General features: G+C 59.0%; 2 protein-coding genes and 1 pseudogene. All 3 read right to left on the bottom strand.

What is annotated here, in order from left to right; all coding sequences use genetic code 11:
* Positions 1-1,399: IS66 family transposase (tnpC, locus tag D3227_RS40195; protein WP_167481079.1), on the bottom strand; the 1,399-nt coding region annotated here is incomplete at its 3' end.
* Positions 1,400-1,461: 62 nt separating this feature from the next.
* Positions 1,462-1,809, bottom strand: coding sequence for an IS66 family insertion sequence element accessory protein TnpB (gene tnpB / locus D3227_RS40190; protein ID WP_120019444.1), 348 nt, complete (start codon positions 1,807-1,809; stop codon positions 1,462-1,464).
* Positions 1,806-1,987: pseudogene (locus D3227_RS42480) on the bottom strand (transposase); the annotation flags it as partial. The pseudogene D3227_RS42480 and the gene tnpB, both read right to left, overlap by 4 nt.

Below are 1,987 nucleotides of genomic sequence, written 5' to 3'. Positions count from 1 at the left end.
CAATTGGACGCAGGGCCCGCTCGGCAGCGTTGTTATCCATGGCGACACGACCGTCTTCCAGGAACAGGCAAAATGAGGACCAACGGCTCAGGCCATATCGGAAGGCTTTCGCCAGATCACCCTTGCCCGGAATACGGGTCAGTTGCGCTTCGACCCAGACACGCAATGCTTCGATCTTCGCTTTACTGTGCTTCTGACGCGCTGCAAGGCGGATATCGGCAGGCTGGCCTGCAACGTCGCGCTCGATGTCGTAAAGCGCCCCGATGCGATCGAGAGCCTCGCGTGCGATCTCGGATTTGTTCGAGGTCCAGATATCATGGAAGTCACGTCGCCAATGCGCCCAGCATGAAGCCTCTCGGAAGCGGGATGTCCCGTCCGATCCAGGTTCATAAAGCTTCCCGTAGCCCTTATATCCATCAGCTTGAAGGATGCCGCTCGCCTGCCTGAGGTGATGGTGGACGTGCTCTTCCTTCCAGTCGGGAGCAAAGTAGTAGACCGCACCCGGTGGAGCAGCGCCCGCCCAGGGACGCTGATCGCGGACATAAGTCCAGATCCTGCCTTTCTTCACGCCCTTGCCCAAACCCTTATCCCGCAGAGAACGATCCAGCACCCGAATTGGGGTGTCGTCGACATGGAGGAGGTCACTGCCCATGATCGCGGTCTCGATCCGCTCAATCAGCGGCTGAAGCACCTGCATGGCGCGACCGCACCAATCGACCAGCGTGCTGTCGGGAATGTCGGCGCCCATGCGGGCGAAGATCTCGTTCAGGCGATACAGTGGCAGATGGTCGTCGAATTTCGAGACCAGGATGTAAGCCAGCAGGCCGGCACCCGCCATGCTGCCTGGTATCGGACGGCTTGGTGCCGGCAACTGCACCATTTTCTCACAGCAACGGCAGGACTTCTTCAATCGAGCGACCTCGATGACCTTCATCTGCGCAGCGATCATGTCGAGGATTTCGCTGACGTCTTCGCCAACAAGGCGCAGTTCACCACCGCAATCGGGGCAGCAGGTACCAGGATCGAGTTCTTTGCGCTCGCGAGCTGCCTGTTCCGAAACCCGGGGACGGCGGCGCATAGTCTTTTCGGGCGTGCTTGCCGCAGGCGCAGCAGGCACTGCCTCATCGACCTCGTCGAGCGGCTTGGTGCTGCTTTCCGATGCGGCGATTAAAAGATCCTCCAGCGCGAGTTCCAACTGCTGGATTTCCCGCTCGATCTTTTCCGAGGACTTGCCGAAGACCTGTTTCTTCAGCTTGGCGATGCGCAGCCGTAAGGTCTGGATCAACTGGTCATGCGCCTGCAACGTCGCCGACATCTTCGCATTTTCCGCCTGCAAGGCGGCGATCATCGCCTTCAGGAAGGCCGGATCATCGGGAAGATTTTGGCTCGCGCTCGACATGAACCTGACTACCATAAGTCAGGACGAGTATCCATAAAAACAAGCAAATTCAGTGAGATAAATCAACCGACACGCGCCGGTGGGGCACCCCAGTCGGGACGCCGCCAATCAATTCCTTCCCATAACATCGCCAATTGCGCCGTTGTCAGCCGGACCGTTCCGTCCGCTGCTGAAGGCCAGGGAAAACGCCCTCTCTGCAAAATTTTATAATACAGGCAGAAGCCTTGGCCATCAAAATACAGGAGCTTCATGCGATCGCCCCGTCTTCCTCGAAACGCGAAGACTGCACCTCCCGTCGGCTTCTGGCGTAGCACATCCTGCGCAAGCGCAGCCAAACCTTCTACCCCTTTGCGCATGTCCGTGGCTCCGCAGGCGAGATACACTCGAACACCGGTCCCTGGTCCAATCATGCTGCTTCAACCGCCCGGATGAGCCGAGTCAGGACGGTGGCATCGACGCCACTGTCGAAGCGAAGGCTGCGCCCATCGTTCAACCGCAACTCGATCATTGCAGGCACGCGCGCAACGTCCTCGCGCACGAGCGGGGCGCCAAGCATGGCTAACGTGTCTACGGGAAGGAAGACCGTAT

This window comes from Mesorhizobium waimense, assembly GCF_003601975.1.
GTDB classification, from domain to species: Bacteria; Pseudomonadota; Alphaproteobacteria; order Rhizobiales; family Rhizobiaceae; genus Mesorhizobium; species Mesorhizobium waimense.
The sequence above is the reverse complement of the archived record's forward strand: the minus strand, read 5'-3'. Positions and strand labels throughout refer to the sequence as shown.